The sequence below is a fragment of the Kineococcus sp. NBC_00420 genome (assembly GCF_036021035.1).
GTDB lineage: Bacteria > Actinomycetota > Actinomycetes > Actinomycetales > Kineococcaceae > Kineococcus.
The window spans coordinates 4,785,171-4,807,566 of record NZ_CP107930.1; the positions used below are offsets into that span (position 1 = coordinate 4,785,171).

Below are 22,396 nucleotides of genomic sequence, written 5' to 3' on the forward strand. Positions count from 1 at the left end.
GCACGGCGCACTGTGGTGGGCAGCGACGGAGCAGTCGCTGTTCTCCTTCACCACGGAGGTCTCCATGACGGTCTACGAAGCCCCCGGACGCACCGGCAGCGTGGTCGAGTACGCCGACCGCTACGACCACTGGATCGGCGGCGAACGCGTGGCGCCCGCCGAGGGCGGCTACTTCGAGAACCCCAGCCCCGTGAACGGGCAGACCTTCACCGAGGTGGCCCGCGGCACCGCGGCCGACATCGAACGGGCCCTCGACGCCGCCCACGCCGCGGCTCCCGCCTGGGGCCGCACCTCGGTCGCCGAACGTGCCCTCGTCCTGAACCGGATCGCCGACCGCATCGAGGCCAACCTCGAGAAGATCGCCGTCGCCGAGACCTGGGACAACGGCAAACCCGTCCGCGAGTGCCTCGCCGCCGACATCCCGCTCGTCGTGGACCACCTGCGCTACTTCGCGGGCGTCGTCCGCGCCCAGGAGGGCGGGATCTCGCAGATCGACGAGGACACCGTCGCCTACCACTTCCACGAACCCCTGGGCGTGGTCGGGCAGATCATCCCCTGGAACTTCCCGCTGCTGATGGCGATCTGGAAGCTGGCCCCGGCGCTCGCGGCGGGCAACTGCGTCGTCCTGAAGCCGGCGGAACAGACCCCGGCCTCGATCATGTTCCTGATGGACCTCATCGGCGACCTGCTGCCACCGGGCGTGGTGAACGTCGTCAACGGGTTCGGGGCCGAGGCCGGGAAACCCCTGGCCAGCAACCCGCGCATCCGCAAGATCGCCTTCACCGGTGAGACGACGACCGGCCGCCTGATCATGCAGTACGCGAGCCAGAACCTCATCCCGGTCACGCTGGAACTGGGCGGCAAGAGCCCGAACATCTTCTTCGACGACGTGGCGAGCGCGCACGACGACTTCTACGACAAGTCCCTCGAGGGTTTCACGATGTTCGCCCTCAACCAGGGCGAGGTCTGCACCTGCCCGTCGCGCGCCCTGATCCAGAACGGGATCTACGAGTCGTTCCTGGCCGACGCCGTGGAACGCACCCGCGCCATCAAGCAGGGGAACCCGCTGGACACCGAGACGATGATCGGCGCCCAGGCCAGCAACGACCAGCTCGAGAAGATCCTCTCCTACATCGACATCGGCAAGCAGGAGGGCGCCAAGCTCCTCATCGGCGGCGACCGGGCCGACCTCGGGGGCGACCTCGCCGGCGGGTACTACGTGAACCCGACGATCTTCGAGGGCGACAACTCGATGCGCATCTTCCAGGAGGAGATCTTCGGGCCCGTGGTCTCGGTGACCCGCTTCGAGGGCCCGGACGACGCGCTGAAGATCGCCAACGACACCCTCTACGGTCTCGGGGCCGGGGTGTGGTCCCGCGACATCCACCTCGCCTACCGCATGGGCCGGGGGATCCAGGCCGGGCGGGTGTGGACGAACAACTACCACGCCTACCCCGCGCACGCCGCGTTCGGCGGGTACAAGAGCTCGGGCATCGGGCGGGAGAACCACAAGATGATGCTGGACCACTACCAGCAGACGAAGAACCTCCTCGTCAGCTACTCCACGAGCAAGCTCGGCTTCTTCTGAGCCACCGCGCGCGTTCGCCCCTCCCGACGAGAAGGAGTTCGACGATGACCCCGACGATCGCACCGCCCGGCGTCTCCCGTCCCGCGGGTGACCGGGAGACGACGTGCCGGTAGGACTGACCGCGGAGGCGGCGGCGCAGTTGCGCCGCCTCCGCGCCCGGCACGGGGAGCTGATGTTCCACCAGTCGGGGGGCTGCTGCGACGGCAGTTCCCCGATGTGCTTCCCCGACGGCGACTTCATCCTCTCCGACGCGGACGAGTTCCTCGGGAACCTCGAGATCCCGGCCGAGGAGGCTTCCGAGGCGTTCACCGTCGGGGTGTGGATGTCGAAGGAGCAGTACCTGCGCTGGGCCCACACCGAACTGACCATCGACCTCGTCCCCGGGCGCGGGGCCGGGTTCTCGCTCGAGGCGCCGGACGGGGTGCGCTTCCTCGTCCGGTCCCGGTTGTGCCGGGTCTGAGCGGGAGGTTCCCGGTCTCCCCGGTCCTCGCGGAGGACGGGTGGCTACGGTGGCCCGCGTGAGCGACGCCGACACCCGCCCTGAACCCGTGACCTTCGCCCTGCTCGGGTACGGCGGGGGTGGGCGCTTCTTCCACGCCCCGATCATCGCGGGCGCCCCCGGGGCCCGGCTGGGGGTCGTCGTGACCTCCGACGCCGAACGGGCGGCGCGGGCGAGGGCCGAGCACGGGGTCGAGGTCGTCGGCTCGCTCGCCGAGGCGAAGGCCCTGGGTGTGGACGCGGTCGCGATCTCCACCCCGGCGGCGACGCACACGGACCTGACGAACCAGGCGATCGACCTGGGTCTGCCCGTGGTCTGCGACAAGCCCTTCGCCCTCGACGCCCGGAGCGCGATCGAGACGGTGCAGCGCGCGGAGGCCGCCGGGGTGCTGCTGGCGCCGTTCCAGAACCGCCGTTGGGACTCCGACTTCCTGACCCTGCAGCGGGTGCTGACCGAGGGGGAACTCGGGGACGTGGTGCGCTTGGAGTCCTCCTTCGAGCGGTGGTCCGCGGGCGACCCGCCGGCGGCCGGGGGCGGCCTGGTCCGCGACTTCGGAGCGCACCTGGTCGACCAGGCGCTGCACCTCTTCGGGCCGGCGCGCAGCGTGAACGCGCAGGCCCGGGGCGGGAAGGGGAGCGAGGACGACTTCCGGATCCAGATCGAGCACGTCGGTGGGGTGCGCAGCGAACTGTCCGGGTCGTGGAAGCAGGCCCTGCCGGGACCGCGCTACCGCGTGACGGGCACCCGGGGCAGCTTCGTCGTCGAGTCCCCGATGGACGTCCAGGAGGAGGTCCTCCTCTCGGGCCGGACACCCTCCTCCGAAGGCGCGGCGTGGGGCGCGGAGCCCGCGAGTCGCTGGGGGTGGCTCGCCCTCGGTGGCGGCGCGGTGCGCCGGGTGCCCAGCGAGGCCGGCCGCTGGCCCGACTTCTACGCCGGGTTCGCGGCCGCGGTGCGCGGGCGGGGTCCCGTCCCCGTCGACCCGTGGGACGCGGTCGAGACCTGCACCACCGTGGACGCGGTGCACGGCAGCATCGAACACCAGGAGGTCGTCTATCTCACGGAGTGAGACGGTCGTCTCGCTCGTTGGATGCCTCACAGCTGGGGCGTAGGATCTGCGTCACACCCGGAGCGGCGACGGCGACCCCGGTTGGGCGACTCCGGGTGTCACCCGCCCGCCAGGACGAACCCTGGGAACGGCTCCCGCACCCACCCGTCGTCCGAAGGTTTCCACTCATGGGTCCCGCCGACCTCAGCACCACCCGGGCCGCGCCGCCGACCAACCCCACGGGGAAGGTCGCAGCCGCCAGCCTCATCGGCACCACGATCGAGTTCTACGACTTCTACGTCTACGCGACGGCCGCCGTCCTCGTCTTCCCGCAGCTCTTCTTCCCCTCCGACAACGACACCGCCGCCGCGCTGGCGTCGCTGGCGTCCTTCGCGATCGCCTTCGTCGCGCGCCCCATCGGCTCGGTCGTGTTCGGGCACTTCGGCGACCGGATCGGCCGCAAGACGACGCTCGTCGCCGCGTTGCTCGTCATGGGCGTCTCGACGGTGCTCATCGGCGTCCTGCCGACGCACGCGAGCGCCGGGACCCTCGCTCCCGTCCTGCTCTGCATCCTGCGTTTCGGGCAGGGTTTCGGGCTGGGGGGTGAGTGGGGCGGCGCGGCGCTGCTCGCGACGGAGAACGCCCCGGCGAACCGCCGGGCCCTCTACGGCATGTTCCCCCAGCTCGGTGCGCCGCTCGGCTTCATCATCGCGAACACGCTGTTCATCGTCCTCTCCTCGACCATGAGCGACGCGACGTTCACCGCGTGGGGCTGGCGGGTGCCGTTCCTGCTCAGCGCCGTGCTGGTGGTCCTGGGGCTCTGGATCCGGCTCAGCCTGGCCGAGACGCCGATCTTCGCCAAGGCGCTGTCGGAGAACCGCCGGGTGCGCGTCCCGGTCGCGGAGACCTTCCGCAGCAGCTGGCGCATCGTCGTCCTCGGCGCCTTCTCGGTGATGCTGACGTACACCCTCTTCTACCTCACCACGACCTGGTCGCTCAGCTACGGGACCAAGGCGCTGGCCTACTCCCGTCACGACTTCCTGCTGATGCTGTGCGTCGCCGTGCTCTTCATGGCCGCCGCCACCCCGCTCTCCGGGATCCTCTCCGACCGGATCGGTCGTCGTCCGGTCCTGGCCACCGCGATGGTCGGCGGCGCGGTCGTGGGGCTGCTGACCGGTCCGCTGCTGGGTTCCGGCAGCACCGCACTGGTCATGGTGTGGCTGTGCGCCGGGTTGTTCTTCATGGGCCTGGTGTTCGGTCCGATCGGGGCGTACCTGCCCGAGCTCTTCCCGACCAACGTCCGCTACACCGGGGCCTCGCTGGCCTTCAACTGCGGCAGCATCCTCGGCGCCTCCCTCGCGCCGTACACCGCGGTGAAGCTGGCCGCGGCCCACGGCGTCGGTTGGGTCGGGTTCTACCTGGCCGGCACGGCCGTCGTCAGCCTCGTCGCGCTGTCGCTGTTGCGCGAGACCCGGACGTCCTCGATCAGCTGATCCACCGTCTATCGTGAGGCACCACGGCCGCGGGGACGGCGGCCGTGGTGCTCGAACGCAGCGTGACGACCGGGGGAGTGCAGGACGTGGTGGCTGGATCGGGACGCGCCTACAAGACGGTGTACCGACACCTGCTGACGCGCATCGACGCCGAGGACGCCCACCGCTGGGCCTTCGCCGGGATGCGGGTCGCGAGCCGCGTTCCCGTTGCCTCGCAGGTGCTGCGCCGTGTCTTCGTCGAACCGGATCCCCGGTTGCGCACGACGGTCTTCGGCCTCGACTTCCCGACCCCGCTGGGGTTGGCCGCCGGGTTCGACAAGAACGCCACGGGGATCGCGGCGCTCGGCAACTTCGGGTTCTCCTGCGTCGAGATCGGGACCGTGACGGCCCTGCCGCAGCCGGGGAACCCCAGACCCCGTCTGCACCGGCTCGTCGCCGACCGGGCCGTCGTGAACCGGATGGGTTTCAACAACGCCGGCGCCGAGGTCGTGGCGCGGCGGTTGCGCCAGGTGCGGGCCGTCCCGCCCGTGCACCCCGTCGTGATCGGGGTGAACATCGGCAAGAGCAAGGTCGTGGCCGAGGCCGACGCCGCCTCCGACTACGCGGTCTCGGCGCGGCTCCTCGCCCCCTACGCCGACTACCTCGTCGTCAACGTCTCCTCCCCGAACACGCCGGGACTGCGTGACCTCCAGGCCGTCGAGAAGCTCCGGCCGGTGCTGCGCTCCGTGCGCGAGGCCGCCGACGCCGCCGCCCACCGCCACGTCCCGCTCCTGGTGAAGATCGCCCCCGACCTCTCCGACACCGACGTCGACGCCGTCGCCGACCTCGCCCTGGAGGAGGAGCTCGACGGGATCGTCGCCACGAACACCACGATCTCGCGCGAGGGACTGCGTTCCGGCGCAACGCTCGTCGTCGCCGCCGGTGGGGGCGGTCTCTCCGGTGCCCCGCTGAAGGAGCGTTCGGTCGAGGTGCTGCGCCGGCTCGCTGCGCGCACCCACGGACGCCTCGTGCTGATCAGCGTGGGGGGGATCGAGACGGCCGCGGACGTCCAGGAACGCCTCGACGCCGGCGCCTCGCTCGTGCAGGCCTACACCGCGTTCGTCTACGAGGGCCCGGGCTGGGCCCGACGCGTCCTGGGCGAACTGGCTGCCAGCCGCACCCGTCGTGAGGGCGACAAGCGGTTCTGAGTTGTGCCACCCGCGGACGCGGGTGATGGTCGGACCCGTGACCGACCTGGCCCGACGCCCCTCCGCTTCCTCCGACGGGCCCTCCTCCTCCGACCCGGCACCCGATCCGAACCGCTGGCGTGCCCTCGGGGTCTGCCTCGCCGTCGGGTTCATGACCCTCCTCGACGTCTCCATCGTGAACGTCGCGCTGCCCTCGATCGAGACGTCCCTGGGGGCGGGGTCCAGCCAGATCCAGTGGATCGTCGCCGGCTACGCCCTCGCCTTCGGCCTGGTCCTCGTCCCCGCCGGGCGCGTCGGCGACCTCTACTCCCGGCGGCTGCTCTTCGTCGTGGGCCTCGCCGGTTTCGTCCTCACCAGCGCGGGGGCCGGGCTCGTCCAGTCCGCGACGGCGCTCTCGATCGTCCGCCTCGCCCAGGGGGTGACGGCCGGGCTGGTCAACCCCCAGGTCCTCGCCCTCATCCAGGAGCTGTTCTCCGGCGCCGAACGGGGCAAGGCCTTCGGGCTGTTCGGAACCACCATCGGGCTCTCCACCGCCATCGGGCCGCTGCTCGGCGGCGGGATCCTCGCGGTGTTCGGCGAGGATCAGGGCTGGCGGGGGGTCTTCCTGGTGAACGTCCCCATCGGGATCGTGCTGCTGCCGCTGGCGTGGAAGTGGCTGCCCGGCCGCGACCGGTCGAGGGCCCGCTCCAAGCTCCACCTCGACGTCCCGGGGTTGCTGCTGCTGGCCGCGGCCACGGTGTTCGGCATGCTGCCCTTCGTCCTCACCACCGGCCAGGGGGACTCACCCGCCCGCTGGTGGTTCCTGCTGCCGGGTGCGGTGCTGCTCGCCGCGTTCGTCGGCTGGGAACGCTGGGAGGGCAAGCGCGGTCGCGACCCGGTCGTGGCCGGTGAGCTGGTGCGCACGGCGTCCTTCACCGGCGGCGCCCTCGTCGGGATCGCCTACTTCGCCGGGTTCACCGGGATCTTCCTCGTCGTCACGCTCTACCTGCAGACCGGGCTGGGGTTCTCGCCCCTGCAGGCCGGGCTGGTGCAGACGCCCTTCGCGGTGATGTCCGCGATCTTCGCCCAGGTCGGGGGGCGCCAGGTGAACCGGCGCGGTCGGCCGGTCGTCGTCGTCGGGCTGGTCGTCGTGGCCGTGGGGCTGGCCGGGGCCGACGTGGTGTCCGCCGCCCTCCAGGGCACCGCCGGCGCGCTCGCCCTGTCGGCGTGCCTCGCGGTCGCGGGGGCCGGCAGCGGGCTCGTGATCTCCCCAAACCAGACGCTGACGTTGGCCGAGGTGCCGCGCAGCGTCGCCGGGGTCGCGGGCGGGGTCCTGCAGACGGGACAGCGCGTGGGCTCGGCCGTCGGTGTCGCAGCCACCACCGCGATCTTCTTCTCCACCGTCGCCGCGGGTCCGCGCTCGCAGGAGGTCTTCGGCGAGGCGCTCTCCGACGGGCTGCGCGTCTCGCTGGGACTCGTCGTGCTCGCGCTGGTGCTGGCGATCGTCGACCTGCGCCGCCGCGCCGCGCACCAGCACGGCGCGCACGACGCCAGCGCGGCCCGGCACCGGGTCGAGTAGGTTCGCGAGGGTGAGACCGACGCAGTGGACCTGGAAGTACGAGGACGTCGAGGGTCGTGCCCTCGACGGTGACGAGACGGTGTTCCCGACGCAGTCCGACGCCGAGGTGTGGATCGGTGAGTCGTGGCGTGAGCTGCGCGCCCGCGGCGTCGAGAACGCCCACCTGTGGGCGGACGGCGCCGAGGTCTACGGCCCGCTCTCGCTGCGCCCCGTCGACTGACGAACCGTGATCTTGCTGGAAGACCCAGCAAGATCACGGTCGGGGATCAGGACGGGCGGGACGTGGGGGCGGTCGCGGCGGTGCGGGCGGGGTCGCGCTCGACGACCTCGCCGAGGGCGGCGTCGATCTTCTGGAGCAGCTCCGCCGGGATCGTCACGCCGGAGGCCTTGACGTTCTCGTGCACCTGCTCGGGACGCGAGGCGCCGATGATCGCGGCCGCGACGTTGTCGTTCTGCAGCACCCACGCGACGGCCAGCTGCGCCATCGAGAGCTGCAGCTCGCTCGCCACCGACTTCAGCTCCTGGACCCGCGACAGCACGTCGTCGCGCATCCAGCGGCTGATCATCTGCTTGCCACCCTTCTCGTCGGTGGCCCGGCTGCCCTCGGGCGGCGCGCCACCAGGGGTGTACTTGCCGGTCAGCACGCCCTGGGCGATGGGGGAGAAGACGACCTGGGAGATGCCCAGCTCGCGCGAGGTCGGGACGACCTCCTCCTCGATCACGCGGTAGAGCGCGGAGTACTGCGGCTGGTTGGAGATGAGCTGGAAACCCAGGTCCTTCGCCAGCGCGTGGCCCTGGCGGAGCTGGTCGGCGGTCCACTCGCTCACGCCGATGTAGAGCGCCTTGCCGGCGCGGACGACGTCGGCGAAGGCCTGCATCGTCTCCTCGACCGGGGTCGAGACGTCCCAGCGGTGAGCCTGGTAGACGTCGACGTGGTCGGTGCCGAGCCGCTTGAGCGACCCGTCGATGGACTCGTGGATGTGCTTGCGGGACAAGCCCGAATCGTTGTGGCCCTTGGGGCCGGTCGGGAAGAAGACCTTCGTCAGGATCTCCAGGCTCTCCCGGCGCTGGCCCTTGAGCGCGATGCCCAGGACCGTCTCGGCGGCCGTGTTCGCGTAGACGTCAGCCGTGTCGAACGTCGAGATGCCCGCGTCGAGCGCGGCGTGGACGCACGCGATCGCCGCGTCGTTCTCGACCTGGGAGCCGTGGGTGAGCCAGTTGCCAAAGGTGATCTCTGAGATCTTCAGTCCGCTGCGACCGAGGTGTCGGAACTCCATGGTCGCGAACCTAACCTGTGGGCGCTCAGACGGCGAGGGCCTCGGGGGCGAGTCGGTCCACCGTGGAGCTGCGGGCGGCCAGCAGCACGCGCGTCGCACCGGACGCGGTGAGCGCGGCACCGAGGAGGTGCAGGACCACCGCGACCCCCGGGAGGCCGTCGAGGCTCTGGTAGATCCCGAGGCCGGCCTGGAGGACGAAGAGGACCAGCAGGATCGTCGCGCGACGGTGGACCAGGTCGTCCCCGGCACGCTTCGCCACGACGACCACGACGGCCGCGAGCACCAGCGCGAGGACGGCCGAGATCCCGTGCACGACCGTGACGGCCGTCCAGCTCGCCGGGATGCGGTGGATCTCGGCGCTGTCACCGGGGTGCGGCCCGGACCCGGTGACGATCGTGCCCAGCACCACGACGACACCGGTCACCACGACCAGCCCACGGGCCAGCCGGCGGGTCGTCTCGGCCGGTGCGGGGACCACCGCGCGGTGGGCGATGTCGTAGCTGACCGTCGCGGAGACCAGCAGGGCGATGGCGGCGACGAAGTGGGCGGCCACGATGTAGGGGTTCAGCCCGGTGAGGACGGTGATCCCCCCGACGACGGCGTTGAGGACGACCCCGAGGAACTGCCCCCAGCCGGACCAGAGCAGCGCGCGGTGACGCGGCCGCTGCAGCAGGCAGGCGATGATCACGGCCCCGACGGCGATGCAGATGACCGTCGTGAGGAGCCGGTTGCCGAACTCGATCGCGCCGTGGATGCCCGTCGAGGCGGCGGCGGAGGTGAAGGAGTCGGCGGTGCAGCGCGGCCAGGTCGGGCAGCCGAGCCCGGAGCCGGAGACCCGGACGATCCCGCCGGTCACGATGATGAGGATGGCGACGGCCAGGGCCGCCGCGGTCGTCCAGCGGACGGCGCGGGAGTGGGTCACGGTGCGGCTCCGGTCAGCGGGGGAGGGCGCCGCGGTCCACCATCGGCACCGGTCGGCGCATCCGGCGGATCTGCAGCGCACGGGTGACGCCGTAGGAGACGAGACCGCGCTCGGGCTCGGGGAACCGGGCCTTCACCGCACGGGACACCTTGCGGCCCAGCAGGATGCTGTCGATGATCACGACGGCCAGCATCAGGTAGATGAGCAGCGTGGTGCCGAGCAGGAGCTGCGCGGAACCCAGCGGCTGGGCGATCATCGAGAGGATCAGCGAGGCACCGGCGATGATGAGGAAGTACTCACCGACGTTGCGACGGGCGTCGACGACGTCGCGGACGAAGCGCTTCTGGGCTCCGCGGTCGCGCACCGGCAGGTAGCGCTCGTCGCCCGTGAGCAACGCGGTCTGCATCTTGGCGCGCTGTTCGCGCTGGGCCTCGCGGCTCAGCTTCTGCGCGGCCTTGCGGTCGGTGGGGACCAGGGGGCGGGCGTTGCGGGCGCGGGCCTCGCTGCGCTTCGGCGTGGGGCGGCCCTTGCCGCCCTCCTTGGTCAGCTCGACGAGCGACCCCTCGACGACCTGGGTCGAGGCGGCTGGCTTCTCCTTCGAGCGTCCGAACACGAGACCGAGGGTACGTCACCGCGCACCACCTCCACCTCCTCCTGCGGCGGTGGGGCCTGTGTAGCGTCGCGGTCGTGACGGACCTCACGCTGCCATCCCCCGGACCCGACCGCACCGCCGCCCTGCGGGCCGCCTCGAGCGCCCAGGACGCCGCCACCCGCGCCGACCTCGAGGCGCTCGTGCGCATCCCCAGCGTCTCGGCGCGCGCCTTCGACGCCGCGCACGTCAGCGCCAGCGCGCAGGCCACCGTGGAACTGCTGCGCACGGCCGGGATGCCGAGCGTGGAGATCGTGACGGCGCACGCCGCGACGCCCGAGGGGGACCTGGAGTCCAACCCCGCCGTGATCGCGCACCGCCCGGCCCCGGCCGGTGCCCCGACCGTCCTGCTCTACGCCCACCACGACGTGCAGCCGCCGGGGGAGGAGGCCGCCTGGTCCTCGCCCGCCTTCGAGCCGACGGAACGGGACGGACGCCTCTACGGCCGCGGCGCCGCCGACGACAAGGCCGGGGTGATGGCCCACGTCCACGCCCTGCGCACGCTGCTGCCGCTGTGGGGCCCCGGGGACGGGGTCGGCGTGACCGTCTTCCTGGAGGGGGAGGAGGAGATCGGCTCGCCGACCTTCGGCGCCTTCCTCGCCCAGCACCGCGAGGCGCTGGCCGCGGACGTCATCGTCGTCGCGGACTCCGGCAACTGGCGGATCGGGATCCCGGCGATCACCACCACCCTGCGCGGTCTCGTCGACTGCGACGTCACCGTCGACGTGCTCACCCACGCCGTGCACTCCGGGGTCAACGGTGGGCCGGTGCTCGACGCCCTCACCAGCCTGGCCCGTCTGCTCGCGACGCTGCACGACGAGAACGGCGACGTGGCGGTGAAGGGGCTGCTCACCACCTCCGCCCCCGACGTCGACCTCACGGAGGAGATGTTCCGCTCCGACGCCGGCGTGCTGGCGCAGGTCCACCTCGCGGGGACGGGGACGATCGCGCAACGGCTCTGGACCAAGCCCGCCATCGCCGTCATCGGCCTGGACGCCACCCCGGTGGACCGGGCCAGCAACACCCTGGTCCCCTCCGCCCGGGCCAAGATCAGCATGCGCATCGCCCCGGGGCAGGACCCGTCGGCGGCGATGACGGCCCTGCGGCGCCACCTCCTGGCCAACGCCCCGTTCGGGGCGCGGGTCACCGTCGCCGACGGCGAGGAGGGGCAGGCGTTCTCCGCCGACACCACCTCCACGGCGCACGACGTGGCCCGGGCCGCCTTCGCCGAGGCCTACGGCGCACCGACGGTCGAGATGGGCATGGGCGGGTCCATCCCGTTCGTCGCCGACCTCGCCGCGGTCTACCCCGGCGCCGCGATCCTGGTCACCGGGGTCGAGGACCCCGACTCCCGGGCCCACGGGGCCGACGAGTCGCTGCACCTGGTGGACTTCACCCACGCGTGCCTCGGCGAGGTGCTCCTGCTCGACGGTCTCTCCGCGGCGACGTAACCTCGGGGCAGGGAACATCCGCGGTCACCGCGCCGTTCCTGACGAGGACTGCACGGCAAGGCCCCGCGAGCGAATCTGGAGACGATGCTCATGACCACGACCACCGACACGACCACCACCGGGTCGACGGGTGCGAGCCACGGGGTCCTGCTGACCGACGTGGCCGCGACGAAGGTCCGCACGCTGCTCGAGCAGGAGGGCCGCGACGACCTGCGTCTGCGCATCGCCGTCCAGCCCGGTGGCTGCTCAGGCCTCATCTACCAGCTCTACTTCGACGAGCGCACGCTGGACGGGGACGCCCTGCGCGACTTCGACGGCGTCGAGGTCGTCGTGGACAAGATGAGCACCCCCTACCTCGAGGGCGCCACCATCGACTTCGCGGACACGATCGAGAAGCAGGGCTTCACGATCGACAACCCCAACGCTGGGAGCAGCTGCGCCTGCGGTGACTCCTTCAGCTGATCCGCAGCACCCCGCACTGCACCCGTCGGCCCCCGCACCCACCGGTGCGGGGGCCGACTGCGTCTGGCGGGTACCCCTGCCCGAGGGGCCGCAGGGTCGCCGACGCCGGGATCCGGGTCCGGCCCTCTTCGGGTTCGCCGACCTCGCCGTCGAGGCGGGGGAGGACCTCGCCGCCGCGGGTGGGGACCTCTCCCCGGCGACCCTCCTCGAGGCCTACCGGCACGGGTTCTTCCCGATGGGCCTGGGGGGCGGCGGTGCCGGGCCGGTCGGCTGGTGGTCGCCGGACCCCCGTGGCCTCCTCGTCCCCGAGCGGATCCACGTGTCGCGGTCGTTGCGCCGCTCGTCGCGCCGCTTCGAGGTGCGCGTCGACACCGCCTTCGAGGAGGTCGTCGCCGGCTGCGCCGACCCCGGACGCAGCGGCGCCTGGATCACCCGGGAGGTGGCCCGGGCCTACGCCCGGCTGCACCGGCTGGGCTGGGCGCACTCCGTCGAGGTCTTCCTCGACGGGGAGCTCGCCGGCGGTCTCTACGGCCTCAGCATCGGCGGGCTCTTCGCGGCGGAGTCGAAGTTCCACCGCGTCACCGACGCCTCCAAGGCGGCGGTCGTGGCGCTGGCGCAGCTGATGACCGCCGATGGCGTCCCGGGTCGCCTCGTCGACGTGCAGTGGCGCACCGACCACCTGGCCACCCTGGGGGTGGAGGAGGTCGACCGCACGGCCTACCTGCGCCTCCTCGGGGCCGCCCTGCCGCTGCCCGTGCCCCGCGCGTTCACCGCTGCGGGGGTGCCCCGCGACGAGGTGCACGACGCGGCACGCCCCGATCGGCCCATCGACTACGACAAGGGGTAGTCTCCTCACCAAAGGACGGCTCTGCTCAAGACCAACGCGTCGGGAGCACGAAACGTCCCCGTTCACCGCACGAACCGTGGGAAGGCCGACGTTGGGCACGCGAGACTCGGGCGCGACACGTCGTCGCCGTCCCCCCAAGGCACTGCTGGCAGGCGCCCTCACCGGTGGTGCGGCCCTGCTGCTGTCCGGCTGCGCCGGCGACTGGCCGGACGCTTCGGCGAGCAACTTCTTCCTGCCGAACGCCAGCATCGGCGCGACGGACATGACCGACCGGATCTCCAAGCTCTGGGACGGGTCGTGGATCGCCGCCCTGGCGGTCGGCGTCCTGGTCTGGGCCCTGACGATCTGGTGCGTCGTGGCCTACCGGCGTCGCAAGAACGACCCGGAGATGCCGCCGCAGGTCCGCTACAACATGCCGATCGAGATCCTCTACACGATCGTCCCCGTGATGATGGTCGGTGTCCTCTTCTACTACGTGGCGCGCGACCAGCAGACGATCCTCGACACGAAGAAGGCCCCGGACGTCACGATCCAGGTCGTGGGCAAGAAGTGGTCCTGGGACTTCAACTACCTCGAGGACAACTCCAAGCCGGGCGTCTACGACACCGGTCGTCAGGCCGACCTCTCGGGTCGGGCCGACGTCGAGGACGAGCTCCCGACGCTGTACCTGCCCGTCAACGAGACGGTCCGCTTCGACCTGTACTCCCGCGACGTCATCCACTCGTTCTGGGTCCCGGCGTTCCTCATGAAGATGGACCTCATCCCGGGCAGCCCGAACGCCTTCCAGGTCACCCCCACCAAGGAGGGGACCTTCAAGGGCAAGTGCGCCGAGCTCTGCGGTGAGTACCACTCCGAGATGCTCTTCAACGTGAAGGTCGTCTCGGCGGAGGAGTACCAGCAGCACCTCGACGACCTCGACGCCGCGGGTCAGACCGGCTCGTTGCCGACGACCCTCGCCGGTGCCGAGGAACTCGCGGGTGTCCAGGCCGACTCCGTCGGCGAGGCCCCTGAGACCGCGAAGGACACGACCAGTGACGGGAACAACGGCTGATGGCTGCTGAGAGCTTCAACCTGCCCGGGACGGCAGCGCGCGTCACCACGCGCCAGCCCCTGGGGCAGGTCATCCCGCGCCGTCGTGGCGCGGTCATCGCCGGCTGGCTCTCCAGCACCGACCACAAGGTCATCGGCAACCTCTACTTCATCACCGCGTTCATCTGGTTCCTGCTCGCCGGGATCATGGCGCTGCTCATCCGTGCCGAGCTCTTCGAGCCCGGCATGCAGGTGTTCAACACCAAGAACGAGTACAACCAGGCGTTCACGATGCACGGCACGATCATGCTGCTGCTGTTCGCGACGCCGTTGTTCTCCGCCTTCGCGAACGCGATCATGCCGCTGCAGATCGGTGCACCGGACGTCGCCTTCCCGCGGCTGAACATGTTCGCGTACTGGCTCTTCCTCTTCGGCGGTCTCACCGCCGCGGCCGGTTTCGTCACCCCCGGCGGCGCCGCCTCCTTCGGGTGGTTCGCCTACGCGCCGCTGAGCGACGTCGTCCACTCGCCCGGTCTGGGCGGGAACCTCTGGGTCATGGGCCTGGCGTTCTCCGGGTTCGGGACGATCCTCGGTGCCGTCAACTTCATCACCACGATCATCTGCATGCGCGCCCCCGGCATGACGATGTTCCGGATGCCGATCTTCACCTGGAACACCCTCATCACCAGCGTGCTGGTCCTGATGGCCTTCCCGGTGCTGGCCGCCGCGCTGCTCGCGCTGGCCGCGGACCGCATCCTCGGGGCCCACGTCTTCGAGGCCGCGAACGGTGGGCCGATCCTCTGGCAGCACCTGTTCTGGTTCTTCGGGCACCCGGAGGTCTACATCATCGCGTTGCCGTTCTTCGGCATCGTGACCGAGATCTTCCCGGTGTTCAGCCGCAAGCCCGTCTTCGGCTACAAGGGCCTCGTCTTCGCGACGATCTCCATCGCCGGCCTCTCGGTGACGGTCTGGGCCCACCACATGTACGTGACCGGCAAGGTCCTGCTGCCGTTCTTCTCGTTCATGACGATGCTCATCGCGGTCCCGACGGGCGTGAAGTTCTTCAACTGGATCGGCACGATGTGGCGCGGGTCGCTGACCTTCGACACCCCGATGCTCTGGGCCGTCGGCTTCCTCATCACCTTCCTCTTCGGTGGTCTGACCGGCGTCATCCTCTCCGCGCCTCCGCTGGACTTCCAGCTCTCCGACTCCTACTTCGTCGTGGCGCACTTCCACTACGTCGTCTTCGGGACCGTCGTCTTCGCGATGTTCGCCGGCTTCTACTTCTGGTGGCCGAAGCTGACCGGGAAGATGCTGCACGAGGGCTGGGGCAAGCTGCACTTCTGGCTGCTCTTCGTCGGGTTCCACACGACCTTCCTCATCCAGCACTGGCTGGGTGCGGCCGGGATGCCGCGTCGTTACGCGGACTACCTGCCCGGTGAGGGGTTCACCACCATGAACCAGATCTCCACCATCGGGTCCTTCATCCTGGGCCTGTCGTTCCTGCCCTTCCTCTGGAACGTCTACCGCACCGCCCGCCACGGCGAGCAGGTCACCGTGGACGACCCCTGGGGCTACGGCGCCTCGCTGGAGTGGGCGACGTCCTGCCCGCCGCCGCGGCACAACTTCACCTCGCTGCCCCGGATCCGCTCGGAGCGTCCGGCGTTCGACCTGCACCACCCCGAGATCGCCGCGCACGACATCCACGACGGCGGCGGCAACCTGCTGGACGCGGTGTACGGCGGTTCCGACCGCCGTGGCCGTGAAGACGTGACGGAAGGCCGCTGACGATGAAACCCGAAACCTGGCTGTTCTCCGGCGGGATCCTGTTCTTCGTCCCCGTCGCGTTCGTCTACGGGATGCTGACCCAGTGGACGGAGTGGGTCGGCTTCATCGCCCTGCTGCTCACCGGTGGTCTCGCCCTGCTGGTCGGTACCTACCTGACCATCACCGCACGGCGTATCGACGAGCGTCCCGAGGACAACCCCCGGGCCGACATCAGCGAAGGCGCGGGCGAGCAGGGCATGTTCTCCCCGCACTCCTGGTGGCCGTTGTTCCTCTCCGCCGGCGGGGCGGTGACCTTCTTCGGGGTCGCGGTCGGCTGGTGGCTCTGGTTCATCGGGGTCGTCATCTCCGTGCCGATGATCGTCGGCTGGGTCTTCGAGTACTACAAGGGCGAGCACGCCCACTGAGTTCCACCCGCACGAGGAAGGGCCCCGCACCGGAATCCGGTGCGGGGCCCTTCGTCGTGCGGTGGGGGCTCAGCGGGTCGCGCGGTGGCGGACGTAGCGGGAGAGGCCGACGGCCACGACCAGCGCCCCGCCGTAGAAGAGCTGCTGGACGAAGCTCTGCGCGCCCAGCATCTGCAGACCGACGACCCCGGAGGAGAGGAAGTACACGGCGACGACGGTGCCGAGGGGGTTGAACTGGCCCGGGACGATCGCGGTCGCGCCGAGGTAGGCCGCGGCGAAGGCCGGCAGCAGGAACGACTGCGCCGAGGACGGGTCGGCGCCGCCGAGGGCCCCGGCGTAGACGACACCGGCGAGACCGGCGATGGTCGAGCACCCGAGGAACGCCCCCGCCCGCAGGCGCGGGACGTCGAACCCGGACAGCTTCGCCACCTGCGGGGAACGACCGACGAAGAGCAGCCGTCGTCCCAGGGGGGTGAACTCCAGGAGCGCGGCGAGCAGGACCGCGGCGGCGAGACCGTAGAAGAACTGCAGCGGCACCCCCAGCAGTCGCGTCCCGACGGTCGCCTGGACGAGGTGGGGGTCGATCCCGGTCACCGTGGACTGCCCCGAGATCCACTGCACGACGCCGAGCGCGAAGGTGCCGGACCCGAGCGTCACGATGAACGACGGGATCCCGAACACGACGACGCCGAGGGCGTTGACGATGCCCACGCAGAGCGCGGAGGCGACCCCGGCCAGCACCGCCGCACCGATGCTCCAGCCGTGCTGGACGTTCATGACGGCCGTGACCATGGAGGACAGACCCAGCGCGGAGGCGACCGAGAGGTCGAACTCCCCGGTGATGAGGGGGAGCAGGACACCGAGGGAGGCGACCAGCAGGACCGCCTGGGAACCCAGGACGCCCTGCAGGTTCCCGGCGGTCGGGTAGGTCTGCGGCCGGGCGAGGGAGAACACCACCAGGACGACGACCCAGACGCCGATGAGGGCGAACCGCTCGGCGTGCGGAGCCAGTCGCCACCGGCTCCGGCCACCGGCCTCCGTGCTGGGGTCGGTGGACGTGGCGGTGCGGGTGCTCGTGCTCACGAGGCCTCCCTGGTCTGGGTGGGGACGGGGAAGTGGGTGTCCAGCAGCCGGGTGCTGGACAGGACGCGGTCGGACAGCGTGGCCTGGGTGAGCTCGGCGCCGCTCAGTTCGGCGACCACGTGGCCGCGGGCCAGGACCAGGACGCGGTCGCAGACCGTGGCGAGCTGCTCGTAGTCGGAGCTGGCGAGCAGGATCGAGGCGCCCCGCTCGGCCGCCTGGCGCAGCAGGTCGAAGACGAAGGCCTTGGCGCCCACGTCGATCCCCTGGGTCGGTTCGGCGAGCAGGACGACCCGCGGGTCGGTCTGCAACCACTTGGCCAGGACGGCCTTCTGCTGGTTGCCGCCGGAGAGGGTCCCGAACGCCTTGCCCGGGTCGAAGGGCCGCACGTCGTAGCGCCGGGACAGCTCCTGGGCCCGGCGCTGCAGGGCACGGCGGTCGAGGCGGAACCGCGACCCCAGCGTCGTCATGACCGGCATCGTCACGTTCCGCTCCACCGACTCCTCGGCGATGCCACCGTCGCGGCGACGGTCGGCGGGAACCAGGACGATCCCCACGCCGAGGGCCCGGGCGGGGGTCAGGGACGAGAGCTGGAGGGCGTCGCGGTCGACGAGGAGGTCCCCGGAGACGTCGTCCGCGGCTCCGTAGAGCGCGGGGAGGACCTCGTCGTAGCCGGAACCGGCCAACCCGGTGAGCCCGAGGACCTCGCCGCGTCCGACGTCGAAGGACACCCCGTGCAGGCGTGGCGCGACCAGGCGGGCGACCTGGACCAGGCCCTGCCCCGGGACCGGTCCCGGCTGCGGACCCGGTGCGTCCGCGTCGGCGCGCTTGCGCAGGGCCGCGGCCAGGTCGGCGCCCACGATCAGCTCGGTGAGACCGACCGGGTCCGTCGTGGCGGAGTCCACCGTCCCCGCCCGGCGACCGTCGCGCAGGACGGTGACCTGGGCGGTGTGCTCCAGCACCTCGGTGAGGTCGTGGGAGACCAGCAGGACCGAGGTGCGGCCGTCCGCGACGAGGTCGCGCACGACCCGGAACAGCAGGTCGGTGCCCTCGCGGGGGAGGAAGACGGTGGGCTCGTCGAGGATCAGCAGCGTGCGGGAGTCCCCGAGCTCGTCGACCGCGCGCAGGATCGCCACCAGCGCCCGTTCGGTGTCGCTGAGGGTGGAGACCGCGGCGGCCGGGTCGATGTCGAGGCCGTGCCGGCGCAGGGTCTCGCCCGCCAGTCGGCGTTCGGTCCGCCAGGAGACCACCGCGCGACGGGTGGCGATCCCCTGGGCGATGCGCATGTTCTCGGCCACGGACAGCTCGGGCAGCAACCCGAGGTCCTGGTGCACGACGCTGATCCCGAGGGCCCGGAAGGCCCCCGGGGCCAGCGGCAGGGGGGCAGGGCGGCCCCCCACCTCCAGGACCGCTCCGGCGTCCGGCTCGTAGACCCCGGTGAGGACCTTGATGAGGGTCGACTTGCCCGACCCGTTCTCCCCCAGGAGCCCGTGGACGGTCCCGGCGGGGATCTCCAGGCTGACGTCGTCCAGGGCGCGGTGGCCGCCGAAGGTCTTGGTCAGCCCGGTCAGCCGGATGGCGGGGGCGGCTGTCACGGTCGGCCCCAGAGCGCCTCGTACCCCGCGACGTAGGCGTCGCCGTAGCCGGTGCCGGCGGCCGGCGGGGTGCCCGTCTCGGCGACGTTGTCGTCGGTGAAGACCTTCAGCGGGGTGCCCTCGTCGCCGTCCTCGACGATCGGGGCCCCGGTCAGGACGCGCCCGGCCTGGTCCAACGTCGAGTAGGCCAGCCAGGAGATGTTCTCGCCGACGTCCATCGCCATGACGTCGCCGTCCTGGATGAGCTTCAGCAGGTCGGGGGTCCCGTTGAACGAGGCCATCTGGACCTGGCCGGTCTTCCCGGTCGCGGTGATGCCCTGCTGCGCGTAGATCGACATGGAGTCGTAGATCGGCAGGACGTAGTTCACCTCCGGGTCGGACTGCAGGGCGGTCTGGACCTCGCCGGAGATCTTCGTCGCCCAGTCGGTGGTCGGGACGTTGACGACCTTGCTCGTGCAGGAGGGGCAGTTCTCCTTCAGCGTGGCCTGCATCGCCTCGACCATGCCGTTGGAGGGCGGCACCTCCTGGGAGGTGATGATGACGGCGTCGACCGAACCCCCGGAGTCGGCGATGGACCAGTTCGCGATGAGGGCGGCGGCCTCGTTGAACGGGGCCGTGACCTGAGCCGCGATCAGGGGCGCCGAGGTGGCGCTGAACGTCGTCCCCGTCTGCTGGGTGTGGGTCACGATGACCGGGATGCCCGCGGTCTTGGCCCGTTGCAGGGCCGGGGTCAGCAGGTCGGCGTTGATGCCCTGCGCGAGCACGATGAGGTCCGCGCCCTGGCTGATGGCCTGGTCGATCCCGGCGCTGTGCTCGGTGGGGGTGCCCTGGTTGGTGTACTCCACCCAGGTGGCTCCGTACTTCTCGGCGATCGTCGCGCTCTCGTCGTCGACGGCCTGGATGTAGGGGATCGCGCTGGAGTTCGGGATGTTGAAGATCTTCTTGCCCTTGATACCGGACATCGCGAACGCCGGGGCGTCGAGGGTGAACGTCGGGTCGACGCTGGCGGCCTCGACCGCGGCCGCGGCCGCGGTCACCCCGGCCTGGTCGACGTCGCCGGAACCACCACCGGTCGAGGCGTCGGAACTGCTGCAGGCGGTGAGGGTCGCGGACAGGCCGACGGCGAGGAGGAGGGCAGCGGCCCGGAACGAGGGGCGGCGCGGCGAGGCGACGGGCACAGGAGCTCCTGGAGGGTCGGCGGGAGTTCGTGGGGGGTTTCGTGCTGGTGGTTCAGCGGGTCGCGACGAGGCGGGCGAGCAGTTCGACGACGTCGGAACGGCGGTCGCGCGACAACGGGAACGCCGCGCGGGTGCGGGTGACCAGGTCGAGGTCCAGGTCGACCTGCAGGACTGCTCCGGCGGAGTGCGCGGGTGCCTCGGAGAGGACGGCGCCGGTGGGGTCGACCGCGCAGGAACGGCCGAAGTAGCTGACCCGGTGGCCGTTGAGCTCCTCGGCGCCGGCCCGGTTGGCGGCGAGGACGAACACCTGCGACTCCATCGCCCGGATCGACAGTTCCTGCAGGAACAGCTCCTCCCGGCTCCCCAGGGAACTCACGACGGCCAGCACGACCTCGGCGCCCATCGCCCGGGCCAGCGCCCAGTGCTCGGGGAAGGACCGGTCGTAGCAGATGACGCAGGCGAAGCGGACCCCGAGCACGTCGAGGACGACGGGGGAGGCGCCGGGGGAGAAGAAGAACTTCTCGTCCACGTCGACACCACCGACGTGGTTGGCCGGCAACGACAACTTCCGGTAGGCCGGGCGGCTGTTCCCGTCGGCGTCCCGCCAGGGGAGCAGGTCGCCGTTCGCGTCGACCGCGACGGCGGAGTTGTGCAGGACGTCGGAACCCGTCCGCTCGTACATCCCCCAGACGATCGCGACCCCGAGTTCGCGGGCGAGGGCGGCGAAGCGTCCGGTGGTGGGCCCGGGCAGGGTCTGCGCCCACCCGGAGCGGTCCGTCGCCCGGGAGGTGCAGAAGTAGGGGGTGGTGATGAGTTCCGGGAGCAGCACGAGGTCCGGGGACGTCCCGTCGTCGCGTCGGGATGCCCTGCGCACCAGCGCTTCCAGTGGATCGAGGTTCGCGTCGAGGTCTTCGGTGGACTCCCCGGCCTGGACGACCGCCGCGCGCAGGACCCGGCTCACGCGGGGACCGCCACGTGCCGGCGACTGGTCATGAGCGGCTGGATGCGTTCCCCGAACGCGTCCACGCCGGCGACGAAGTCGTCGAAGGTCAGCATGACGCCGGCGATCCCGGGGACCGTGGACAACTCGTCGAGCATCCGCGCGACGGAGGCGTAGGAACCGATGAGGGTTCCCATGTTGAAGTTCACCGCGCCCTCGGGGAGGGAGATGGTGCGGGCGGTCGAGTCAGCGTCGGCGTGCACGTCGGCGGCGGCCTCGTCGGCGCGGTAGTCGAGGGCGGAGAGGTCGGCGTTGGCGTGGTAGTCGTGCCACTTCGCCATGGCCAGCTCGTCGGTCTCGTCGGCGATCACCATGAACAGGGCGAGCGCGCCGACGTCGCGCCCGGACTCCTTCGTCGCGGCCAGCAGGCGTTCGCCGTGCGGGGCCATCGCGGTCGGGGTGTTGATCCCGACGCCGTTGAGGAAGTCGTACTCGGTGTTCTCGGCCGCGAAGCGGATCCCGGTCTCGGACTGACCGGCGGCGACGACGTCGATGTGTCCGGGGCGGGGGGAGAGCACGCAGTCGTCCATCGTGTAGAACTCGCCCTCGAGGTCGCTGCGACCGTTCTCGGTGAGGTCGCGCAGGACCCGCACGTACTCCTCGGCGCGGCGGTAGCGGTCGCGGAAGTGGTCGTCGCCGGGCCAGAGACCCATCTGCGAGTACTCCTTCGGGGCCCACCCGGTGACGATGTTCACGCCGATCCGCCCGGGGGCGATCGAGTCGATGGTCGACACCATGCGGGCGACCAACGCCGGGGGCAGGGTGAGGATCGCGGTCGAGGCGTAGAGCTTGATGCGGTCGGTGACCGCCGCGAGCCCGGCCATCAACGTGAAGGACTCCAGGTTGTGGTCCCAGAACTCCGTCTCCCCGCCGAAACCGCGGAGTTTGATCATCGAGAGGGCGAAGTCGAACCCGTGCTGCTCCGCCTTCTGGACGATGGTCTTGTTCAGTTCGAAGCTGGGCATGTACTGCGGCGACGACGTGGAGATGAGCCAGCCGTTGTTGCCGATCGGGATGAAGACGCCGACGTCCACGAGACTCCTCGGTTGGTCGTGGGTGGGTGCGTGACCTGCTTCGATGACTTCGAATGTCACTCGAGTCGAACGTAGGTCGTCCGCGTTGCTTGCTCGTCTCGTTCCTGTGAACAGCTCGTTTCGCCGGGGCCGGGAACATCCGGGGCCCTGCCCGGGCGGGGAAACCCTGCGGCTGGTCGTCCGGGGATCGCGGTCTCCCGTTGCTGGCACCCCGGTCGGTGCCTGTCGCGACCGTGACCGGATCGTGATGTGCACGCGTGCAACGCGACGTGTCCGCGCGGCGTCACCAGGGTGAGCCGTCCAGGTGCGA

General features: G+C 71.1%; 21 protein-coding genes. 13 read left to right on the top strand and 8 right to left on the bottom strand.

The features are described from left to right. The first annotated feature begins 64 nt into the window (after positions 1-64). The 7 genes from exaC (at position 65) to OG218_RS23440 (ending at position 7,590) form a co-directional block, all read left to right on the top strand. Positions 65-1,588: an acetaldehyde dehydrogenase ExaC gene (gene exaC / locus OG218_RS23410; protein WP_380162139.1), complete on the top strand. Its 1,524-nt coding sequence runs from the start codon at positions 65-67 to the stop codon at positions 1,586-1,588. Positions 1,589-1,691: 103 nt separating this feature from the next. Then, a complete protein-coding gene (locus OG218_RS23415) occupies positions 1,692-2,048 on the top strand; it encodes a DUF779 domain-containing protein (protein ID WP_328295623.1) in 357 nt (118 codons plus the stop codon). A gap of 58 nt (positions 2,049-2,106) precedes the next feature. Further along, complete coding sequence (locus OG218_RS23420; RefSeq protein WP_328295624.1) at positions 2,107-3,153, top strand: Gfo/Idh/MocA family protein; 1,047 nt, start codon at positions 2,107-2,109, stop codon at positions 3,151-3,153. Positions 3,154-3,320: 167 nt separating this feature from the next. Further along, a complete protein-coding gene (locus tag OG218_RS23425; protein ID WP_328295625.1) occupies positions 3,321-4,625 on the top strand; it encodes an MFS transporter in 1,305 nt (434 codons plus the stop codon). Between the two features lie 86 nt (positions 4,626-4,711). Further along, positions 4,712-5,812 (top strand): quinone-dependent dihydroorotate dehydrogenase, encoded by a 1,101-nt coding sequence (locus tag OG218_RS23430; protein WP_328296285.1) that lies wholly within the window; start codon positions 4,712-4,714, stop codon positions 5,810-5,812. A 37-nt stretch (positions 5,813-5,849) separates the two neighbouring features. Further along, positions 5,850-7,370, top strand: a complete 1,521-nt coding sequence (locus OG218_RS23435; protein ID WP_328295626.1) for an MFS transporter — start codon at positions 5,850-5,852, stop codon at positions 7,368-7,370. 10 nt (positions 7,371-7,380) lie between these two features. Then, a complete protein-coding gene (locus OG218_RS23440; protein WP_328295627.1) occupies positions 7,381-7,590 on the top strand; it encodes a hypothetical protein in 210 nt (69 codons plus the stop codon). A 46-nt stretch (positions 7,591-7,636) separates the two neighbouring features. On the opposite strand, the gene OG218_RS23445 is transcribed toward OG218_RS23440, so the two are convergent. The 3 genes from OG218_RS23445 to OG218_RS23455 are packed head-to-tail and all read right to left on the bottom strand — an operon-like array spanning position 7,637 to position 10,182. Next, a complete protein-coding gene (locus OG218_RS23445; RefSeq protein ID WP_328295628.1) occupies positions 7,637-8,647 on the bottom strand; it encodes an aldo/keto reductase family protein in 1,011 nt (336 codons plus the stop codon). A gap of 25 nt (positions 8,648-8,672) precedes the next feature. Beyond that, positions 8,673-9,569 (bottom strand): COX15/CtaA family protein, encoded by an 897-nt coding sequence (locus OG218_RS23450; RefSeq protein WP_328295629.1) that lies wholly within the window; start codon positions 9,567-9,569, stop codon positions 8,673-8,675. 13 nt (positions 9,570-9,582) lie between these two features. Further along, positions 9,583-10,182 (bottom strand): DUF3043 domain-containing protein, encoded by a 600-nt coding sequence (locus tag OG218_RS23455; RefSeq protein WP_328295630.1) that lies wholly within the window; start codon positions 10,180-10,182, stop codon positions 9,583-9,585. Positions 10,183-10,256: 74 nt separating this feature from the next. On the opposite strand from OG218_RS23455, the gene OG218_RS23460 reads away from it, so the two are divergent. The 6 genes from OG218_RS23460 (at position 10,257) to OG218_RS23485 (ending at position 16,199) form a co-directional block, all read left to right on the top strand. Then, on the top strand, positions 10,257-11,669 hold the full coding sequence (locus OG218_RS23460; protein WP_328295631.1) for a dipeptidase: 1,413 nt from the start codon (positions 10,257-10,259) through the stop codon (positions 11,667-11,669). A gap of 90 nt (positions 11,670-11,759) precedes the next feature. Next, positions 11,760-12,131, top strand: coding sequence for a HesB/IscA family protein (locus tag OG218_RS23465; protein WP_328295632.1), 372 nt, complete (start codon positions 11,760-11,762; stop codon positions 12,129-12,131). Next, positions 12,115-12,978: a leucyl/phenylalanyl-tRNA--protein transferase gene (gene aat, locus OG218_RS23470; protein ID WP_328295633.1), complete on the top strand. Its 864-nt coding sequence runs from the start codon at positions 12,115-12,117 to the stop codon at positions 12,976-12,978. Before OG218_RS23465 ends, aat begins: the two co-directional genes overlap by 17 nt. 91 nt (positions 12,979-13,069) lie before the next feature. Next, complete coding sequence (gene ctaC, locus OG218_RS23475; protein WP_328295634.1) at positions 13,070-14,029, top strand: aa3-type cytochrome oxidase subunit II; 960 nt, start codon at positions 13,070-13,072, stop codon at positions 14,027-14,029. Further along, positions 14,029-15,795, top strand: coding sequence for an aa3-type cytochrome oxidase subunit I (gene ctaD, locus OG218_RS23480; protein WP_328295635.1), 1,767 nt, complete (start codon positions 14,029-14,031; stop codon positions 15,793-15,795). The genes ctaC and ctaD overlap by 1 nt, the downstream gene beginning before the upstream one ends. 2 nt (positions 15,796-15,797) lie before the next feature. Continuing rightward, on the top strand, positions 15,798-16,199 hold the full coding sequence (locus OG218_RS23485; RefSeq protein WP_328295636.1) for a cytochrome c oxidase subunit 4: 402 nt from the start codon (positions 15,798-15,800) through the stop codon (positions 16,197-16,199). Between the two features lie 69 nt (positions 16,200-16,268). Here the strand turns inward: OG218_RS23485 and OG218_RS23490 are convergent, their stop codons facing one another. From OG218_RS23490 to rutA, 5 genes are read right to left on the bottom strand one after another with little or no spacing between them, the layout of a single operon-like run. Continuing rightward, positions 16,269-17,282, bottom strand: a complete 1,014-nt coding sequence (locus tag OG218_RS23490; protein WP_328295637.1) for an ABC transporter permease — start codon at positions 17,280-17,282, stop codon at positions 16,269-16,271. Next, positions 17,279-18,874 (bottom strand): sugar ABC transporter ATP-binding protein, encoded by a 1,596-nt coding sequence (locus OG218_RS23495; RefSeq protein ID WP_328295638.1) that lies wholly within the window; start codon positions 18,872-18,874, stop codon positions 17,279-17,281. Before OG218_RS23495 ends, OG218_RS23490 begins: the two co-directional genes overlap by 4 nt. Next, positions 18,871-20,052: a sugar ABC transporter substrate-binding protein gene (locus tag OG218_RS23500; RefSeq protein ID WP_328295639.1), complete on the bottom strand. Its 1,182-nt coding sequence runs from the start codon at positions 20,050-20,052 to the stop codon at positions 18,871-18,873. Before OG218_RS23500 ends, OG218_RS23495 begins: the two co-directional genes overlap by 4 nt. 52 nt (positions 20,053-20,104) lie before the next feature. Then, entirely contained in the window at positions 20,105-21,013 is a 909-nt protein-coding gene (locus tag OG218_RS23505; protein ID WP_328295640.1) for a carbon-nitrogen hydrolase family protein, read from the bottom strand. Continuing rightward, complete coding sequence (gene rutA, locus OG218_RS23510; RefSeq protein ID WP_328295641.1) at positions 21,010-22,086, bottom strand: pyrimidine utilization protein A; 1,077 nt, start codon at positions 22,084-22,086, stop codon at positions 21,010-21,012. Before rutA ends, OG218_RS23505 begins: the two co-directional genes overlap by 4 nt. Between the last annotated feature and the right edge of the window lie 310 nt (positions 22,087-22,396).